This window comes from Streptomyces sp. NBRC 109706 (assembly GCF_000974485.1).
Taxonomy (GTDB): Bacteria; Actinomycetota; Actinomycetes; order Streptomycetales; family Streptomycetaceae; genus Streptomyces.
Map to the genome: position 1 here is coordinate 21,180 of NZ_BBOM01000005.1, position 17,911 is coordinate 39,090.

Sequence of the window (17,911 nt, forward strand, 5' to 3'; positions counted from 1 at the left end):
GCACGCCGTAAGGCGTCTTGAGGCGTCGCGGCACAACACAGCCGAGCAGGACAGACGAGCAGTGAGGAAGCACCCCGTTATGGACCCCACATCAGCCGGACGGGACCCGGTGTTCGATGTGGCGGTGATCGGCGCCGGGATCGTGGGCGCCGCCATCGCACGTGAACTCTCCGGATACCAGCTGTCGGTGGCCCTGGTGGAAGCCCGCGACGATGTGGGCGACGGCACCAGCAAGGCCAACACCGCGATTCTGCACACCGGTTTCGACGCCAAGCCGGGCACCCTTGAGTCCCGGCTGGTCAGCCAGGGCTATGCCCTGCTCAGCGCCTATGCCGAGAAAACGGGCATCCCCGTCGAGCGCACGGGGGCGGTGCTGGTCGCCTGGACCGAGGAGGAGCTGGCGGCGCTCCCCGGGCTCAGGGAGAAGGCGGAGGCCAACGGCTATCCGCACTGCCGGCTGATCGACCCGGACGAGGTCTACCGCGCGCTGCCCGCGCTGGGCGAGGGCGTGTTGGGCGGGCTCACCGTGCCCGACGAGTCCATCATCTGCACCTGGACGACCAATCTCGCGCTGGCCACGGACGCCAGGGGGCGCGGCACCGAGGTGCTGCTGGACCATGCGGTGACCGAGGTCGCCGTCGGCGCCGAACACACCACCCTGACCACCAGGGGCGGTACGGTGCGGGCCCGTTGGGTGGTCAACGCGGCGGGGCTCGGCGCCGATGTGATCGACGGGCTCTTCGGACACCGGCGGTTCACGGTCACCCCGCGCCGGGGCGAGCTGTTCGTCTTCGACAAGCTGGCCCGGCCGCTGGCCGACCGGATCGTGCTGCCGGTGCCCACCTCCCGGGGCAAGGGTGTCCTCATCTCGCCGACCATCTACGGCAATGTGATGCTCGGCCCCACCTCCGAGGATCTGGACGACAAGACGGCGACCGGCACCTCGGAGAGCGGCTTCGAGTTCCTGCTCGGCAAGGGCGAACGGTTGATGCCCAGGCTGCTCCAGGAGGAGGTGACCGCCAGCTATGCCGGGCTGCGCGCCGCCGTCGACCACGGCGACTATCTGATCGAGGCCACCGCCGAGCAGCGCTATCTGCTGGTGGGCGGCATCCGTTCGACCGGACTGACCGCCGGCATCGCCATCGCCGAGCATGTCACCGGGCTGCTCGCCGACGCGGGGCTGGAGCTGACGCCCCGCGCCGAGCTGCCCGAACCGCCCAGGATGCCCAATATCGGCGAGGCGGGGCGCCGCCCCTACCAGGACGCCGAACGCATCGCCGCCGACCCCGCCTACGGCACGGTGGTGTGCTTCTGCGAACGAGTCACCGCAGGCGAGATCCGGGACGCCTGCCAGGCGCCGCTGCCGGCCCGCACCCCCGAGGGCCTGCGCCGCCGCACCCGTGCGATGAACGGCCGCTGCCAGGGCTTCTTCTGCGGCGCCGAGGTGAACCGACTGTTCGACGAGCAGACACGGACGGCGGCCCCCACCGGGCCGGCCGGCGACGACCGGGCGGTCACGCCCCGACAGGAGGCGTGACCATGAACACCACTCTCACCCCGGACGTGTTGATCATCGGCGGCGGCCCCGCCGGGCTCACCGCGGCCGCCCGGCTGGCGCCCCGCGTGAGCGGACAGGTGCTGGTCCTGGACCGGGAGGCGGACGCCGGCGGCATCCCCCGGCACAGCGACCACCCCGGCTACGGCATGCGCGATCTGAAGCGGGTGACCAGCGGCCCGCGTTACGCCCGCCAGCTGGTGGAACGGGCCGTCGCGGCCGGCGCCGAGATCCGCACCCGGGCCACCGTCACCGGCTGGTCCGGCGAGCGCACCGTCGAGGTCACCAGCCCCGGGGGACGGTTCGAGGTGGCGGCCCGCGCGGTGGTGCTGGCCACCGGCGCGCGGGAGCGGCCGCGCGCGGCCCGGCGCGTCCCGGGCGATCGGCCGCACGGCGTCTATACCACCGGACAGCTGCAGAACATCGTGCATCTGCACCACGGCCGGGTCGGCGAGCGCGCGGTCGTGGTCGGCGGCGAACTGGTCAGCTGGTCGGCCGTGTTGACGCTCCGCGAGGCCGGCTGCGCCACCGCGCTGATGACCACCCCCTACCGGAGGTCGGAGTCCTACGCGGCCTTCACCGTCCCGGGCCGGACCGTGCTGCGGGTGCCGGTGGCCACCCGCACCCGGGTGACAAGGATCATCGGCAGGGGCCGGGTCGGCGCCGTGGAGATCGAGCACCTGGACACCGGGGCGCGCCGCACCGTGGACTGCGACACCGTGATCTTCACCGGCGACTGGATCCCGGACCACGAACTGGCCAGGACCGCCGGGATCGAACTCGACCCCGGCACCCTGGGCCCGCGCGTCGACCCGGCGCTGCGCACGAGCCACCCCGGGGTGTTCGCTGCCGGAAACGTTCTGCACCCGGTCGACACGGCGGATGTGGCGGCGTTGGACGGCGCCCATGTCGCCGATTCGGTGCTGCGCTGGCTGGCCGCCGACGGCCGCCCCTCGGACGGCACCGGGGTGCCGATCACCGTCGACCCGCCGCTGCGGTGGATCGCGCCCAGCCTGCTGCGGCCCGACTCCCCCGCCCCCGCACGCGACCGACTGCTGCTGTGGACCGACGAGTTCGTGCTGGTGCCCCGGGTCACCGTGCGGCAGGACGGCCGGGTGGTCGCCCGCCGCACCCTGCCCTGGCCGGCCGCGCCCGGCCGGGTGCTGCGCATCCCGTCCTCGGTGCTGCGCCGGGTCGACCGGCACGGAGGTGAGGTGCGGGTGAGCGTGACATGAACGGACAGGTGAGCGCGGAGGGAACGGTGGGACGGGAACACCGCGTGGTTTCGTGACACGCTCGTGACAACTCGGGGGCAACCTGGGACCGGGGCGATCCGTCGAACGGGACGACACCGGCCTTTTGGCCGCCTGACGAGGAGTTCGAATGAAACGTGCCTTCCACCGCCGTACCGCCGCAGCTGTGGCGGTGGGTGCCATCTCCCTGCCCGCGCTGCTGCTCGCCGCCGCGCCGGCCTACGCCGCCGGCGTCCCGATCGAGCCGGTGAGCGACGAAATGGGCTGGTGCGACGAGGTCGAGTCGGCGGAGGGCGTCTCCGTCTTCCTGCTGGACGTCCCCGAGGAGGTGACGGAGCCGGAGGAGTGGCAGGAGTACACCTACCAGGTCCACAACGGCACCGACGAGCCGATCGGCCCGATCTACACCAGGACCACCGCCTGGTACAACAGCAACGACGGCGTGGACGAGCCGTTCCCGTTCAACCTGCAGTGGTCGGTGGACGGGGAGTGGTGGGAGGTGCCGTGGGAGAGCGACGCCTACGACGGGCACTTCGGGCAGATCGGGGAGCTGGCGCCCGGCGAGTCCGGGGAGGCGCAGATCCGCACCCGCGCCCATCAGAACCGCCCCGGCTGGGTGGATGTCACCGTCAGCGCCCGCTTCTACGGCGCCGAGGGCGGCGAGGACGAGTACACCTGCTACACCTCCGAGCGCGCCGAGCAGTGGCCGCTGATCGTCGCCGGCGAGGAGCCGGCGCCGGAGCCCACCGAGCCGGAGCCCTCGCAGCCGGCGGAGCCCAACGCGCCCGCGCCGCAGACCGGCACGGACGACGAGGACGCGGACGACGACCGTGAACTCGCCGCGACCGGCGGCTCGTCGGCGCTGCCGGTGGCCGCCGCCGTGGGCGGTGTCGCCCTGGTCGCCGGCGTCGGCGCGGTCGTGCTCGCCCGCAGGAGCCGCACCACCGCCTGACCGGAGCGCGACACCGGCCGAAGGGGCCGCCTCCCGTCCGGGACGGGAGGCGGCCCCTCAGCGCGCGCTGTCGCGCAGCCGCCTGGCGACCCCGGCGCGCCAGGCGCGGACGACCTGTTCGACGTCGTAGCGGGCCAGGTTGAGCGGGGGCCCGTCCATCGGCTGCCGGATGCCCTGGTCGATCCGCTCGTTGATCTCGGCCACGATCCGGCGCACCGCCCGCTCGGTCGGCGCGGCCAACGCGGCGGCCAGCGCGTCCTCCGCCTCCTTGCGGAGCACCAGCGTGGGCGGCAGGGAGGAAAGGTTCTCCTTGACCATCTTCTCCCTGATCCACCAGAGTTCGTCATAGGGCTCGGAGAGCCCCGGCAGCGGCTTGCCCCGGCCCGGCAGATCGGCGAAGTCGCCGCGCTCCTCGGCCTCCCGGATCTGCTTGTCCACCCAGGACTCGAAGGTGACCCCCGGCGGCTTACGCTCGGTCATCGCTCACGCCCTCCCCGCTCCCGTCCTCGGCCTCCCAGGCTAACCGCCGCCCCACCGACGAAACGGCGCGGCCAGCCGTCTGACCATGCTGGCCGCGCCCCAGGTGTCGTCGCCGTGGGCGACCACGCTCAGCAACTCCCGCAGATACATCAGCGGCATCCGCTCCCGCCAGCCGTCGAGCAGCGGCGCCGATTCGGCGTAGGCGGCGAAGAAGTGGTCGGCCGCCGGCGGGCGCGGCGAGCACCAGAGCATCCCGAGGTCGACCTCGGGCCAGGTGTAGGAGACGGCCGGGTCGATCAGCGCCGGGCGGCCGTCGTCGGTGGCCACCACATTGCCGCACCAGAGATCGCCATGGGTGAGCGACGGCGGTTGGGCCGGCACCAGTTCGGGCAGCGCGGCGCAGAGCGCCTCGACGGCACGGCGGTCGGCGGCGTCGAACGCGGCCTCGGCGGCCGGTTCGGCGAGCCAGCGCAGCACCCGGCGTTCGGCGAAGAAGCGATGGCCGTCGGTATCCCAGGTGTTGTCCTGCCGCAGTCGGCCCAACCAGCCGTCGCGGTGCCAGCCGAAACGGTCTGCGACGGTGTGGTTGTGCAGCGCGGCGATTTGGTGGCCGAGGGCGGCCCAGAACGCCGGCGCGTCGTCGAGGGCGGGTCGGTGCGCCGCCAACACCAGCAGCTCCGGGGCGACATGGTGCACCTCGGGGACGGTCGCGCCGCCTTCGGCGCGCAGCGCGGCCAGGCCGGCTGCCTCGACGGCGAAGAGGGCGGGGCGGTCGCCCGCCACGGTCTTGGCGAACACCCGTCGGCCGTCGGTGAGGCGGGCGATGCCGGCGTCGGCGATGGTCCCGCCGCTGGCCGGGGCCACCGAGACGGCGTCGAAACCGGCCTCGTGCAGGAGTGCGCGCAGCTGGTCGTCGGAGGTCACCCGTCCAGCGAACCACGCGCCGCCCCGGGCGGTGGGGCCGGGGCGGCGGGTGGGGGGAGGGGGTCAGTTGTCGGTGAAGTGGGCCGTCAGTTCGGTGGGGGCGGTGACGGGGAGTGTCAATGTCGGTTCGGTGCCGAGGGGTTGGCCGTCGGACTCCCAGTGGTCGAAGCTGAAGCCGTCGGCCGGTTCGGCGGTGACGGTGATCTCGCTGCCCTCCTCGTAGGCGCCCGGCTCGGTCATGTTGCCCCGGACGGTGACCGTGCCGCCGTCCTCGGGGGCGGCCTCGGCGGTGACCGGGTGGTTGACCATGTAGAGCGCCATCACATTGAGCAGGGTGACCGGTCCGGTGCTGGTGGTGCCGTTGTAGCGCATCACATTGACGGCGGTGACCTCGGCGTCCTCGCCGGCGTGGACGGTGTAGCCCTCCTCGTGCAGGTTGTCGGAGCCCAGGTTGAACGCCGTGACCTCACCGGAGCTGACCACCAGCGCGCTGTGGTAGCCGTAGCCGAAGACGTTCAGCGTCTGCAGGTCGCTCGCCCCCTCGACCGTGACCAGATCGGACCGGGCGCGGGTGTGGCTGTCGATGACCTGCGGGAAGATCTGCTTCTCCAGGCCCCAGTCGGGCAGCGCGTAGCCGACCCTGGCGGTGGCGTTGCCGTTGGAGAGCACGCCCTCGATCCGGCCGCCGGCGCTGTCGCCGACGGTGATGCCGCCGGCCAGGAACGCGCCGGAGAGCTTGCGGATGACAAAGCCGTCGTTGCGGTGAGTGGCCATGTCCACGCCCAGCCAGGCGTTGGGCATGCCGACGTTGACCACATAGGTGCCGGCGCCGTTGCCCCGGATGGTGAACGGGTAGGGCGCCAGGCCCTCTTCGGCGCCCGGGTTGTTCTCCGGGTAGAAGACGCGCAGTCCGTGCACGCCGGCCCGGTCGCCGGCCAGGGTGATCAGCGCCGTCGCGCCCTCGGGGTCGTCCGTGTCGCGGCCCTCGCGGGCGAAGAGCACGGTGCCGCCGCTGGCGCCCAGCAGGTCGCGGTTGGCGATCGGCGAGGCGCCGCGCAGCTCCACGTCGGCCGGCACCGTGAGATGGCCGTCGACCCGGTACCAGCCGGCCGGCAGATAGACGATGCCGCCGCCGTCGGCCGAGGCCGCGTCCAGCGTTGCCTGGATGGCGTCGGTGGCGTCCGTCTCGGGCAGCACGCCCACGGTCCGCGGGGCGTCCGTCTCGTAGAGCACGCCGCGTTCGGCCCTGGGGGTGGTGGCCGGCTCGTAGGTCGGGGCCTCGCCGGGGAGTTCGTGGACGGTGCCGCTGGTGGGTCCGGTCAGTTCGGTGTCGGTGAGCTTCACATACAGCTCGCCCCGGTTCTGCACGGAAGCCTCGCTGCCCTCCAGCACGCTGTCGACCAGGCCGAAGCCCCAGCGCGAGGTGAAGTCGGCGGTGCGCACGGCGATATCGGTCCTGCGCACCTCGGTCCTCACGAAGGAGCCGGCGAAGTTGATCCGCTGGCCCTCGACGACGTCGATGCCGATCCGGTAGTCGGCGACGCCGATGTCGATGAACTCGTCCCATTCCAGGTCGCCCAGGACGAGCCCGGTGCCGTTGGCCCTGGTCCAGGCGTCGAGTGTGGCGCGCTCCGGCGGGTCGTAGGCGGCGGGTGCCTCGGCCCAGAAGCCGTTGTTGAGGTGGACGTTCTGCCAGGTGCCGACGTCGGCGCCGTTGTAGGCGCGGACGCCCTCGAAGAGGACGGTGCCCTGGATGTCGCGGAGCGTGGTGGACTCGTGGGTCTGGCCGCCGGACGGCGCCTCGCCCTGGTCGCTGGGCATGGTGCTGATCCCGATGCCCCGGTAGGAGTTGAGCAGGGTCACCTCGGCGACGGTGGCCATCATGTAGTTCTCGTTGCCGATCCAGGCCCGGCCCGGGATCTCGAAGGTGTGGTTGTAGGGGACTGGCTCCTCGGCGCTCTGGTTCGGGTAGTAGGTGGTCAGGCCGATGACGCCGGCGCTGCCGCCGATCCGGAAGAGGCTGGGGCCGTCGTCGCCGGGGGCGAGATCGGCCACGACCACGGTGCCCAACCCGCCCCGGGAGGCGTCCCGGTAGTGCGGGTTGTGGTCGCCGCGCACCGTGCAGAAGGCGTGCACCTCGATGGTGTCGCTGACCAGATAGCTGCCGGACGGCAGCCAGACGGTGCCGCCGCCGGCGTCCACACAGGCGTAGACGGCGCGCTGGATGGCGTCGGTCGAGTCCTGTTCACCGGTGGGGTCGGCGCCGAAGTCGGTGGCGTCGAAGTCGGCCACGATCCAGTCCTCGGTGGGGAACTCCGTGTCCACCAGCCGGGGTTCGGGGGTGGCCACCGCCGCCTCGCGGATCTCGAACTCGGTGACGGTCTGCCGGGTGGCGTCCTCGCCGTAGCCGTGCAGGTCGACCCGGACATAGCGGGCCTCGACGGTGTCGAACCGCACCCGGACGCCACGGTCGGGCCCGGTGCCGCCGGCCTCCCGGACATCGGTGAAGTCCTCGCCGTCCGTGGAGGTCCGGACGGTGAACGCGGAGGGATAGCGGTCGTCGAAGGAGAGCCGCACATCGTTGACGGCGGTGGCCGCGCCGAGGTCGACGGTCAGCCATTCGCCGGCGCCGTCCTCGGAGCTGGTCCACGCCGTGTCAAGGGAGCCGTCGACGGCGGCCTCCGGCGCCTCGCCGCTGCTGGCGCTGATCGCGGCGCCCCGGGCGAGGTTGGTGCTGTGGGCGGTGGCCCGGGCGGCGGTCAGCTCCTCGTCCAGGGTGCGCAGCGCCTCCCTGGCCTGCTCCTCGGTGGTTCCCGGGTCCTCGGCGACGGCGCGGGCGGCGTCGATGGCGGCGCGCAGCGCGTCGCGGGTGCCCGCCGGGTACTGGCCGTCCCGGTCGCCCTCGCGGACCGTGCCGAGCAGCCGCTCGGCGTGGTCGAGATGGCGGACCAGCCCGGTGGTGGGCGCCAGGCTGTCGGCGAGCACGGCGATCCGGACGGCGGAGACGGTGAGTTCGACGGCGTCCCCGCCGCCGGGGGCGAGGCGGAAGTCGTTGTTGTTGGCGCGGTTGGTGAGCTGGGCGTCGTCCAGCGCGAAGGTGTGGGTGACCCATTCCCCGGTGTCGGTCTGCTCGGCCGGGTCCGCCGACTTGAACGCGGCCTCGGGCGAGTCGTACTGCAACTCGACGCTGCCGGGGCCCTCGTCCAGGTAGTCGACGCTGATCAGGGTCTGTCCGGTCACCGCGTAGGCGTGGGTGTCGGCGACATTGGCGTAGAAGTAGGTGGTGCCGGCGGCGCGGTCGGTGCGCCAGTAGCCGCGGCCCTCGTGGTCGCCGGTGACCAGCCCGGCGGGGCTGTCGCCGGCGGTGAAGGTGACCTCCTCGCCGGTGGGCGCGGGGCCGAGGCTGGCGTTGGCGCCGGCGACGCCCATCCGGACGGCGGCGACCGTGATGTCGGCGGGCTCCCCGTCGTCCTCGCCGGAGAGCCGGAACGAGCCGTCCGCCTCGGGCGGCAGCTCAAGGGCGGCGGTGCGCCAGCCGTCCTCGCCCTCGACGGGCAGCCGCAGTTCGGCGTCGCCGCTGTTGAGCAGCAGCTCGTCGGCCCCGGTGTCCCGGTAGGTGACGCTGACCACGCGGGACGCCGTCGCGGGGAGCGCGGCCAGCCACTCCTCGTCGGCGGTCAGCGCCAGATGGTCGGTGCCGGCGGCGAGATCGGTGGCCCAGTAGCCGCGGCCCTCGAACTCGCCGGTGACCAGGCCCTCCTCGTTCTCGCCTGCGGTGGCCGCCAGGCCGAGGGTGGTGGCTTCGGGGCCGAGGTCGGCGCCGACGCCCTCCGGGTACATCAGGCGGCCGATGGCGTCCGCCTCGACGGGTGCGGGCGCGGGCGCGGGGGCGGCCGGTCGGGCGTGGGCGGCGGCGGGCAGCGGCCCGGCCAGGGCCAGGCCCAGCAGCGCCACGGGGACGGTCAGGCGGCGGAGCCCGACCTTCGATCTCCTAGGGGGTTTCACTGACATGGGCACGAACTTCCTCCCGGTTCCTGGGGGACGGAGTGAGCCGAACAGTGCGGATCTCGAACGGCCGGAGCCGCAACGGGATCGCGGGGTGGTGCCGGTTGATCGGGTGGTGCCGCTCCGGGTTCTCCAACAGATCGCAGTCGGCGGCCCGGTCGAGGGGGAAGGCGGTGGTCAGGGTGGTGCGGGCGGCGCCGCCATGGGCCTCGTAGAGGCGCACGACCAGATCGCCCGAGCGGTCGTCGGCGAGCTTGACGGCCTCGATCACCACCTGCTCGTCGTCGACCGCGACCAGCGGCGCGATCTCCGCCGCGCCGGGGCGGACGCGCGGCGGGAGGTTGAGGTCGTAGCCGCCGGCGAGCGCGGCGGCCAGATCGGCGCCGGCCTCGATGGCGTAGGCGAAGCTGTGCCGCCCCCGGTCCGCCTGCGGGTCGGGGCTGTGCGGGGCGCGCAGCAGGCTGAGCCGGACGGTGGTCGTGGTGCCGCCGTCCTCGGGCCTGGTGTCGCGGGCGATGTCATGGCCATAGGTCGAGTCGTTGAGGAGGGCGGCGCCCCAGCCGTGCTCCCCGACATGCAGCCAGCGGTGGTGCCACAGCTCGAAACGGGCCGCGTCCCAGCTGGTGTTGGTGTGGGTGGGGCGGCGCACATGGCCGAACTGGATCTCGGCGCTCTCGTGCTCGGCGTGGATGTCCAGCGGCCAGGCGGCCTTGAGCACGGTGTCCCGCTGCTGCCAGTCGATATCGGTGCGGACCGTCAACCGGCGGCTGCCGGCGGCCAGTTCGAGGGTCTGCGTCAACCGGGAGGCGCCGAAGGCTCGTTCCACCCGGACGACGGCCAGCTGGGGGCCGGCGTCGACGAGGGTGACCGATTCGGCCCGGTCCAGGTCCCGGACGACATTGCGGTAGGAGCGGTCGATGTTCCAGGCGCTCCATTTGGTGGGGTCGTCCGGGTGGATCTGGAGCAGGTTGCCGGCGGCGCCGGGCGCGATGGTCTCCCGGTCGGCGACCGGATCGTAGAGCGAGGTGACCAGGCCCCTGGCGTCGATCACCACCCGCACCAGCCCGTTGTCCAGCAGCAGTTCGCCGTCGGCGGCGGCGACCCCGACGACCGGTGCGGGCGCCGGGGCGGGCGCACCGCCGCCGAGCGCCGGGGCGTGGGCTGGGAGCGCGATCCGGCCGTCGGCGAGCCGCTGCGCGCCGGCGGGCTCGGGGCTGCCGGGCGGCAGCACGGCGACGCCGGTGCGGTCGAACGGGCCGGCGTTGAAGACGGTCACCCCGTCGGGCGCGTCCCGGTCGGGGACCAGCGCGGTCAGCGCCCGGTCGATGATCCGCTCCAGCTCCGCGTGGATCTCGCCATAGACCGCTTCGGCCTCGCGGTGCACCCAGGCGATGGAGGAGCCGGGCAGGATGTCGTGGAACTGGTTGAGCAGCACCCGCTGCCACAGCTTCGTGAGTCGCTCGTGGGGATAGTCGAATCCGGTGGTCAACGCGGCGGTGGCGGACCAGAGTTCGGCCTCCCGTAGCAGCGACTCGGCGCGCCGGTTGCCGCGTTTGGTGCGGGCCTGGCTGGTGTAGGTGCCGCGGTGGGTCTCCAGATACAGCTCGCCGCGCCAGACGGGCAGCCGTTCGTCGCCCCGCTCGTACTCGGCCCTGGCCTCGGCGAAGAAGGCGCCGGGGTCGGCGAGGCGGACCCGGGGCGAGCCCTCCAGATCGCGCAGCCGGGCGGCGCGTTCCAGCATCTCCCGGGTCGGCCCGCCGCCGCCGTCGCCGAAGCCGAACGGCGCCAACGAGTGCCCGGCCGTCGCCTTGTCGGCGAAGTTCCGTTCGGCGTGGGCGAGTTCGGCGGCGGTCAGCTCGGCGTTGTAGGAGTCGATGGGCGGGAAGTGGGTGAAGATCCGGGTGCCGTCGATGCCCTCCCAGTCGAAGGTGTGGTGCGGCAGCCGGTTGGTCTCGTTCCACGACAGCTTCTGGGTGAGGAACCAGCGGGCGCCGGCCAGGGTCGCCAGCTGGGGGTAGGCGGCGGTGTAGCCGAAGGAGTCGGGCAGCCACACGCCGTCCGTCGTGACGCCCAGCTCCTCGGCGAAGAACCGCCGGCCGTGGACGAGTTGGCGGGCCAGCGCCTCGCCGCCGGGCAGATTGCCGTCGGCCTCCACCCACATGCCGCCGACCGGCACCCAACTGCCGTCCGCGACGGCCTCCTTGATCCGTTCGAAGATCTCCGGGTAGCGCTCCTTGATCCACGCGTACTGCTGGGCCGACGAGCAGGCGAAGACCAGCCCCGGGTACTCCTTGGCCAGCGTCGTCATGTTGGCGAAGGTGCGGGCGCACTTGCGGATGGTCTCGCGGACCGGCCACAGCCAGGCCGAGTCGATATGGGCGTGCCCGACGGCGTGCACGGTGTGCGCCGAGGCATGCGCCGGGCTGGCCAGCGCGGGCGCCAGCTCCCGGCGGCCCAGGGCCGCCGTACCGGCGACATCCGTCGGGTCCACGGCGTCCATGGCGCGCTCCAGCGCGCGCAGGATCCGGTGCCGGCGGGGCGTCTCGGGCGGGAGTTCCCGCATCAGCTGGTCCAACACGCCGATGTCGTGCAGCAGATGCCAGACGTCGTCCTCGCGGACGGCGAGCTCGGCGACCTCAAGCCGGTAGAGCGGTTCGTCGCCGGCGGTGGCCCGGTCCCCGTAGTGGGTGCCCCGGCCCGCGCTGGCGACGATCGGCGGGTTGGCGGCCAGCTCGACCAGCAGTTCGACGGGCTCCCCGCCGGTGGCGGACTCGGCGAGCAACACGGTGCGGTTGTAGGGGTGCAGGCCCTGGATCGGGGTGCCGGACGCGGTGTGCACCAGGCCCTCGGCCTGCCCGCCGGGGCCCTTGGCATAGTCGAAGCCGAGGTCGAACACGGCCTCGACGCGGCGTCCCGCCCAGTCGGCGGGCACGGTGGCCTCGGCCCGCAGCCAGGTGGTGGCCCAGGGGCCGCCCCAGGGCTCGCCGTGCCGGAACGGCCGGTAGTCGGCCGTCAACGCCTCCAGGACCGGCACCGGTTCGCCGGGCGCGCGCCAGACCGTCAACGCGAACGGCACCCTCGGGCCGTAGAGGGCCGGGCTCAGCTGGTCGGCGAGGAAGACGGTGACGCGTTCCTCGATCAGCCGTCGGTTGTCATGCACGATCAGTAGCTCTCTGTTGATGTGGCCGTCGTGTCGGATACGGACGGCAGTCGGACGGTGTCGTGGCCGCCGTCCGGCCAGTCGAGGGTGACGATGTCGGTGCCGGGCGCGGTGGCGACGCCGCCCTCGGAGGCGAGGGACAGGGCGGGCAGGGCGGCCAGGTCGAGCCGTTCGTCGCCCAGGTGCGCGGCGGCCGCGTAGATCTCGCCGAAGCGCACCGGGCCGCCGCTGGTCAGCACGGGGGTGGCGGAGCGCGGCCCCAGCGGGTTGCTGTCGCCGTGCTGCCGCACCAGCGGACGGCCCAGGCCGCGCAGCGCGACCAGGCTGGAGACCAGCCCGTTCGCGCCGGTCACCCGCGCCCTGGCGCCGACCGTGTCCCGGCGGGTCCAGCCGCTGCCGGCATCGGCCACCGGCAGCGCCCAGCCGCCGAACCGCAGCGTCAACGGGCGGTCCCCGTCGGCGGGTTCGGCGGCGTCGACGCGGGCGATCCGCACCTCGACGGCGCCGCGCAGCGCGGATGCCACGGTGATCCAGGGGCCGGTGCGGTACTCCGTTTCGGGCCCGCCGAACGGATCCCACTCCTCGTCGGCCGGCCAGTGCGCCCGGCTGCGGGAGACGCCGATGCCGCCCCTGACCCGGATCCGGGTGAGCGGCCTGCGGTGGGCCGCGAACCCCGCCTCGTTCAGCAGGGTGACCGTCGAGTCCAGCGGCCCGCCGGCCGGATCGGCCGGCATCTCGGGCGCGGTGTGGGTGGAGTAGGCGAGCCGGGCGTAGACCGGGTCGTCGGAGGCGAACCGGGCCGGATCTGCGTGGTCGCTGCCGTGGTTGACCACCCGCACCACGCCGTCCCGCGCGGTGCCGGAGACCAGCCAGCCGGGGGCGGCCAGGGTGCGGGCGAAGTCGCCGCGTTCCACCGGCAGCCGCTCCTCGGGAGCCGTCCACACCGGATGGTCGGCCGGCAGCAGCAGTCCGGCGAAGCCCTTGCTGGCCCAGTACGGCGAGGCGGGCCCCGAGTACACCTGGCGGATGCGGGGGAAGGGGTGGTGCCAGCCCAGCGTGAGCAGACCGTTCTCGTCGGCCGCGCCCCGGTCGAGGAAGTGCCGCAGGGTGGCGCCGGCGAGCCGCCGGGTCAGCCCGGGCCGGTACGGCGTGGCGTCGAACAACTCCCCGGCCCAGACCGGCGCCAGGGTGGCGAACCGGTAGGTGAGGGAGCGCCCCTGGATCAGCGGGGACCCGTTGGCGCCGACCAGATGGGCGTGGTCGTCGAGGAAGCGGCGGAGCCGTTCCCGGTAGTGGTCGAGGCGTCCCGGGGGCGCCGCTTCGCCGAGGATCCGGCAGAACCACAGCGGGTAGAAGTGCATCGCCCAGCCGTTGTAGTGGTCGTAGTTGCGGTGGGCGCCGCCGGTCAGCCCGTCGCTGTACCAGCCGTCGCCCGTGTACCACTGGTCGGTGAGCGCGATCGTGCGCTCCAGGTCGTCGGCGCGCCAGGGGCCGCCGACGGTCGAGCTGAACGCCTCGGTGATCGCCTGGAACCAGATCCAGTTGTTGCCCGGCATGGTGTCGCCGACCATCCCGCCCAGCCAGTCCAGGAGTCGGGCGCGGGTGGGGTCGGTGAGCCGGTCCCAGATCCAGGGGCGGGTCTCGTGCAGGGCGATGGCGATGGAGGCGGCCTCCACCTTGGCCTGGTTGCACTCGGCGAACGTGGGCCAGCGTTCGGCGCCGCTCGGGTCGACCCCGGCGGTGAGGCCCCGGGCGTACCAGTCGGCGAGGCCGTGCGGATCGGCGCCGCGCGCGCCGGCCAGCCGGAAGGCGGCGAGCAGAAAGGTGCGGGCGAAACCCTCAAGGCCGTCGCTCCGGCGGCCGTTGACGCTGGGCGGGCCCGGCAGGTGGATCCCGGCGTGCCGCTCGGTGGCGTACGGGCGCACGGCGAGCAGCAGCCGGTCGGCCGTCTCCTCCCACCGGGCGCGGAAGGACGGGTGCCCGGCGGACGGCACGGACTCGGTGGGGGTCACAGACTCGGTGGGGGTCACGCGAAGTTCTCCCAGGACTCTTGGTACTCGGCACGGATGGTGTCGCCGGCCTCGCGGCGCCAGTCGGCGATCCTGGACGACCAGGAGGAGACGGGTTCGCGGCCCCGCATGATGGCGCGCAGGTCGTCGAAGAGGCGGATCTCCAGCTGGGTGCCGAGGGTGACATCGGTGTCCGAGTACAGGCCCTCGGCGTCGTTGCGGACCAGCACGTCCACGGCGCGGTGGTGGTAGTCGTGCTGCACGGGCACCACGTCCGGCCACTCGGGCAGGTAGAGGGTCTGCGGCGCGTCCGTGACGAACAGGGTGGGCAGGGTGGTCTCCACCCGTCCGGTCTCGGTGAGGATCGGGTCGGACCCCCGCATCTCGTGGTTGACGTCCGGCACCCCGTACTTGCGCAGCAGATAGGCGTCGGTGCCGAACGGCGCGGCCAACGCGTCGCAGGCGCGCAGGAGTTGCCGGATGCGTTCCTTGGGGGCCTTCTTGAGGACCAGGGTGCCGAAGCTGGCGGGGCCGGCCCAGTGGGTGCCGGGGCCGCCGTCGAAGCCGGGCGCGACCATGGCGTCGAGCGCGAAGCCCTCGTGGCCGGACGCGTAGTTGCGGTAGTAGTCGTTCCAGCCGGCGACGCCGTCGTAGTTGACGGCGATCTGGCCGCTGCCGAACCAGTCCTTGAACCGGCCGACCACGTTGAAGCCGTCGGGGTGGATGACCTCCTCGGCGACCAGCTGGCGCATGGCCTCCAGCGCCTCCTCGACGACCTCGGACTCCAGCCAGTACTCGAACCGGCCGCCGCTCTGCCGCCACTTGTTGGGCGCGCCCAGCATCTCCAGCACGAAGTAGAAGGTGGTCAGCGGGTCGCCGACGGCGTACTGGTTGGCGCCCCGGTCGGTCAGCCCGACGCACAGCTCCTTGAACTCGTCGAAGCTGGCCGGGCGCGGGTTGAGGGAGCGTTCCGCGACCCGGTCGGCGCGGAAGAGCATCGCCGAGCCGGCGGCGGCGCGCGGCATCGGCAGACCGTAGATGCCGCCGTTGTAGACGGTGGTGCGCCAGCCCTGGGTCGGCAGGTTCGCCAGGAACGGGTAGTCGCGCACGGCGCTGCCCGACAGATGCTCGGAAAGGTCCTCGAAGAGGGCGTGGAACATCGCGGGGCGCTGTGCCGTCTGCGGCAGGATCGCCATCGCGTCCGGCAGATCGCCGCCGGCGACCACCACGGACAGCTTGGTGGGGTAGTCGCCCACCGGCACGATCTCGAACGAGAGGTCCGTGCCGATCTGGTCGTTGAGCGCGCGCCAGTAGGTGTTGCGGCCGACCGGTGGCGGCACCGGGTTGAAGATCAACGTCATGATCGAGATGCCGGGGCCGGCGGCCGGCGGACCGTCGGGGAAGGCGACGGCGGGCCGCTCCGGATAGTGCGGATGCCCCTCCAGCACGCCGGCCTCGGTGCCGGGGTAGGCGGTCTCCACGCCCTGGTAGGGGACGAAGTCGGGCAGCCGCACATCGGCGTTGAGCGAGGCCGGCGGCAGTTCCGGTCCGTCGCCGCAGCCGGCGAGGGCGAGTCCCGCGGTGATGCCGAGGCCGCCGCGGAGCAGGTTTCGGCGGGTGAGGGCATGGCCCATGAGTGGTTCCTTTGCGCGCGGTGCGGGGGTGTCTGGTCTCATCCCTGGTCTCGTCCCTGGTGTCATCCCTGGTCGGCCCTCATCCCTTGACCGCGCCGAGCATCACGCCCTTGGTCATATGCCGCTGCAGGAACGGATAGACCAGGATCACGGGAATGATGGAGAGCACGAGGATGGCGGCCTGCAGGGCGTAGGACGGCGGCAGCGTGGCGCCCGCCGCGTTGGCCTCACCGGCCCCGATGGCGGCGTTGTTGACGACATAGGTGCGCAGCACCAGCTGCATGGGCCACTTGGCCGACTCGTTGATGAACAGCATCGCGTTGAAGAAGGAGTTCCAGTACGCGACGGCGTAGAAGAGGCCGATCACGGCGAGCGCCGCCTTGGAGAGCGGCGCCACGATCCTGGTGAGGACGGTGAGTTCGCCGGCGCCGTCGATCTTCGCGGCGTCCAGGATCTCGCGCGGGATGCTCATGAAGAACGACCGCAGCACGATGACGTTGAACGCGTTGATCATCATCGGCAGGATCAGCGCCCAGTAGCTGTTGATCAGGCCCAGCTCCTTGACCAGCAGATAGCTGGGGATCACGCCGGGCACGAAGAGCATGGACAGCACCAGCAGGAGCAGGATCGGCCGGTGCCCGAAGGAGCCGGGCCGGGAGATGCCCCAGGCCAGCAGCGCGGTGGTGGTGAGGCTGAGCGCGGTGCCCACCACGGTGACGCCGATGCTGACCATCATGGCGCGGGAGACGATCCCGCCGCTGAGTATCGCGCGGTAGGCGTCCAGCGAGGGGTTGTCCGGCCAGAGGACGAAGCCGCCGGTGGCGTTGACCTGTTCGGCGTCGGCCAGCGAGGTGGAGACGATGGAGGCGAAGGGGATGATCACGAGCAGGCAGCAGACCAGCAGGATCAGGCTTCGCAGGACACGCCAGGCCGGGGAGGCCGGGGTGCGCCCCGGCACGGCGCTGTAGGTGGTCGCTCGGCTCATCGCTTCTTGTAGATCCCTTCCTCGCCCACGAGATGGGCGAGTTTGTTGGCTCCCAACACCAGGGCGACCCCGACCACGCCCTTGACCAGTCCGACGGCCGCGCTGGCTCCCCACTGGCCGGCGATCAGGCCGTTGTTGTAGACGTAGGTGTCCAGGACCTCGCTGTTCTCCATGCCGACGGCCGTCTGCTGGAGGATGATCTGCTCGAAGCCGACGCTGAGCGCGTCGCCCAGCCGCAGGATGGCCAGCAGGATGATCAGGCCGCGCAGCGACGGCAGGGTCACATGCCACGTCTGCCGCCAGCGGCTGGCGCCGTCCACGGCGGCCGACTCGTAGAGGTCGCTGTCCACCCGGGCCAGCGCGGCCAGGAAGAGGATGGTGCCCCAGCCGGTGTCCTTCCAGATCACCTGGGAGGTCAGCAGCGCCTTGAAGGTGTCGGGGTCGCCGATGATGTTCCAGCTGCCGAGGTTCTGGGCTTCGAGGAAGACGTTGAGCAGGCCCGAGTTGCCGAGCATCTGCTGGAAGATCGCGACCACCACCACCCAGGACAGGAAGTGCGGCAGGTACAGGATGTTCTGCACCACGCGCTTCACCCGCTCGCTGAGCAGGCTGTTGAGCAGCAGCGCCAGGGCGATGGGGGCGGGGAAGACGAACACCACCTGGATCAGGGTGAGTTGCAGCGTGTTGACCAGGGCCCTCAGGAACTCCTGGTCGCCGTCGAAGATCACCGAGAAGTTGTCGAAGCCGACCCAGCGGCTGTCGCCGATGCCGATGAACGGTTGGTAGTCCTGGAAGGCGATGACATTGCCCAGCAACGGGACGTAGTGGAACAGCAGCAACACCGCCGCTCCCGGCAACGCGAACCAGAACAGCGCCAGATCGCGCGGTCGGCGCCGCCTCGGCCGGGTCTCCCGGTCGTCGAGTGTGCTCATAGGTTCCCCTTCGTGCGCTGAG

11 protein-coding genes are annotated in these 17,911 nt (G+C 72.5%); 3 read left to right on the top strand and 8 right to left on the bottom strand.

All coding sequences use genetic code 11. From position 1 onward, the window contains the following. Positions 1–79 precede the first annotated feature (79 nt). From AOM46_RS05150 to AOM46_RS05160, 3 genes are all read left to right on the top strand, one after another. On the top strand, positions 80–1,537 hold the full coding sequence (locus AOM46_RS05150) for an NAD(P)/FAD-dependent oxidoreductase (RefSeq protein ID WP_078856501.1): 1,458 nt from the start codon (positions 80–82) through the stop codon (positions 1,535–1,537). Between the two features lie 2 nt (positions 1,538–1,539). Next, positions 1,540–2,790, top strand: coding sequence for an NAD(P)/FAD-dependent oxidoreductase (locus tag AOM46_RS05155; RefSeq protein WP_062206507.1), 1,251 nt, complete (start codon positions 1,540–1,542; stop codon positions 2,788–2,790). 148 nt (positions 2,791–2,938) lie between these two features. Then, entirely contained in the window at positions 2,939–3,760 is an 822-nt protein-coding gene (locus AOM46_RS05160; protein WP_158920259.1) for a hypothetical protein, read from the top strand. Positions 3,761–3,817: 57 nt separating this feature from the next. Here AOM46_RS05160 and AOM46_RS05165 read toward each other — a convergent pair whose 3' ends face one another. From AOM46_RS05165 to AOM46_RS05200, 8 genes are all read right to left on the bottom strand, one after another. After that, on the bottom strand, positions 3,818–4,240 hold the full coding sequence (locus AOM46_RS05165) for a DUF1992 domain-containing protein (RefSeq protein WP_062206511.1): 423 nt from the start codon (positions 4,238–4,240) through the stop codon (positions 3,818–3,820). Between the two features lie 39 nt (positions 4,241–4,279). Beyond that, on the bottom strand, positions 4,280–5,164 hold the full coding sequence (locus AOM46_RS05170; protein WP_062206513.1) for a fructosamine kinase family protein: 885 nt from the start codon (positions 5,162–5,164) through the stop codon (positions 4,280–4,282). A gap of 63 nt (positions 5,165–5,227) precedes the next feature. Further along, on the bottom strand, positions 5,228–9,175 hold the full coding sequence (locus AOM46_RS05175; RefSeq protein WP_199823927.1) for a discoidin domain-containing protein: 3,948 nt from the start codon (positions 9,173–9,175) through the stop codon (positions 5,228–5,230). Further along, positions 9,156–12,329, bottom strand: a complete 3,174-nt coding sequence (locus AOM46_RS05180; protein WP_062206515.1) for a glycoside hydrolase family 38 C-terminal domain-containing protein — start codon at positions 12,327–12,329, stop codon at positions 9,156–9,158. The genes AOM46_RS05175 and AOM46_RS05180 overlap by 20 nt, the downstream gene beginning before the upstream one ends. A gap of 2 nt (positions 12,330–12,331) precedes the next feature. Further along, positions 12,332–14,359 carry a DUF2264 domain-containing protein gene (locus tag AOM46_RS05185; RefSeq protein ID WP_234313642.1) on the bottom strand — a complete coding sequence of 676 codons (2,028 nt, stop codon included), beginning with the start codon at positions 14,357–14,359 and terminating at the stop codon, positions 12,332–12,334. Next, positions 14,356–15,972: an extracellular solute-binding protein gene (locus AOM46_RS05190; protein WP_062206517.1), complete on the bottom strand. Its 1,617-nt coding sequence runs from the start codon at positions 15,970–15,972 to the stop codon at positions 14,356–14,358. The genes AOM46_RS05185 and AOM46_RS05190 overlap by 4 nt, the downstream gene beginning before the upstream one ends. A 79-nt stretch (positions 15,973–16,051) precedes the next feature. Further along, complete coding sequence (locus tag AOM46_RS05195; RefSeq protein ID WP_062206520.1) at positions 16,052–16,957, bottom strand: carbohydrate ABC transporter permease; 906 nt, start codon at positions 16,955–16,957, stop codon at positions 16,052–16,054. Beyond that, positions 16,954–17,889 (bottom strand): sugar ABC transporter permease, encoded by a 936-nt coding sequence (locus AOM46_RS05200; RefSeq protein ID WP_062206522.1) that lies wholly within the window; start codon positions 17,887–17,889, stop codon positions 16,954–16,956. Before AOM46_RS05200 ends, AOM46_RS05195 begins: the two co-directional genes overlap by 4 nt. Between the last annotated feature and the right edge of the window lie 22 nt (positions 17,890–17,911).